The sequence below is a fragment of the Micromonospora craterilacus genome (genome assembly GCF_003236315.1).
GTDB classification, from domain to species: Bacteria; Actinomycetota; Actinomycetes; order Mycobacteriales; family Micromonosporaceae; genus Micromonospora; species Micromonospora craterilacus.
The window spans coordinates 1-455 of the sequence record NZ_POTY01000561.1 but is presented as its reverse complement, the minus strand read 5'-3'; the positions used below and the strand labels follow the sequence as shown (position 1 = coordinate 455).

1 protein-coding gene is annotated in these 455 nt (G+C 51.6%); it reads left to right on the top strand.

Annotated elements, in window-relative coordinates:
- On the top strand, nt 1–455 hold a 455-nt coding region (locus tag C1I95_RS34430), incomplete at both ends, for a glutamate--tRNA ligase family protein (RefSeq protein ID WP_233514084.1).

Below are 455 nucleotides of genomic sequence, written 5' to 3'. Positions count from 1 at the left end.
GACCTGCTGCGAGGCATTATTCACGCCGACGAAAAACTGGCACGGGAAGATTTTATTATTCATCGCCGTGATGGTTTGTTTGCCTATAACCTGGCGGTGGTGGTGGATGATCACTTCCAGGGCGTGAGCGAAATTGTCCGCGGGGCAGATTTGATCGAACCGACAGTGCGGCAAATCTCGCTGTACCAGCTTTTTGGCTGGAAAGTGCCAGATTACATTCATTTACCGCTGGCGCTTAACACACAAGGCGCTAAACTTTCCAAGCAGAATCATGCGCCTGCGTTGCCGAAAGGCGATCCGCGCCCGGTGTTAATCGCGGCACTTCATTTTCTGGGTCAGCAGGTAGAAACACACTGGCAGGATTTCAGCGTCGAGCAAATCCTTCAGTCAGCCGTCAAAAACTGGCGGCTCACCGCAGTGCCTGAGTCGGCAATTGTAAATTCAACATTCTCAAA